The sequence below is a fragment of the Aquicoccus porphyridii genome, from assembly GCF_008369105.1.
In the GTDB taxonomy this organism is placed as follows: Bacteria; Pseudomonadota; Alphaproteobacteria; order Rhodobacterales; family Rhodobacteraceae; genus Aquicoccus; species Aquicoccus porphyridii.
The window spans coordinates 1-635 of record NZ_VINQ01000075.1 but is presented as its reverse complement, the minus strand read 5'-3'; the positions used below and the strand labels follow the sequence as shown (position 1 = coordinate 635).

Annotated in this window: 1 pseudogene; it reads right to left on the bottom strand. The window is 68.8% G+C overall.

From position 1 onward, the window contains the following. Nucleotides 1–635 (bottom strand): annotated as a pseudogene (locus FLO80_RS23645) (efflux RND transporter permease subunit); the annotation flags it as partial.

Genomic DNA, 635 nt, shown 5'->3' with positions numbered 1-635 from the left:
GGCGAAGCGCTTGACCTCCGGCGCCAGCCGGGCGACCAGGTCGGTGGGCTGGATCTCGCCGCGCAGCGACGCCTTCACCGTGATCGTCGGCTTGCGGTCGCGGCGCCACACCAGCGGCTGCTCCAGCTCGTAGCTGACCTTGGCGAACGCGGCGCCCGGGATCGAGGTGCCGCTGGGCGTGACGATCTGCAGGCTCTCCAGGGTCTCCAGCGAGCCGCGCTCGCTATCCTCGGCGCGGCCGATGACGTTCACCAGGTAGATGTCGTCGCGCACCTGGGTCACCGCGCTGCCGGTCACCACGCTGTTCATGATCTGCGCCACGTCCTCGGAGGAAAGCCCGAGCTGGCGCGCCTTGTCCTGGGCGATGTCGATCTTGAGCATCTTCCCGGGCTCGTTCCAGTCGTAGACGATATCGCCGATGTTCGGGTTGCCGTCGAGCACGCCGGCCAGGCCCATGGCGTACTCGCGGACCTTGTCGATCTGCGGTCCGCTGACCCGGTACTGGATCGGCCGTCCCACCGGCGGCGATCTGCGGTCCGCTGACCCGGTACTGGATCGGCCGTCCCACCGGCGGCCCCATCTCCAGCGGCTGCACGTAGGTGCTGATGCCGACGTAGTCCTTGCGCAAGCGATCG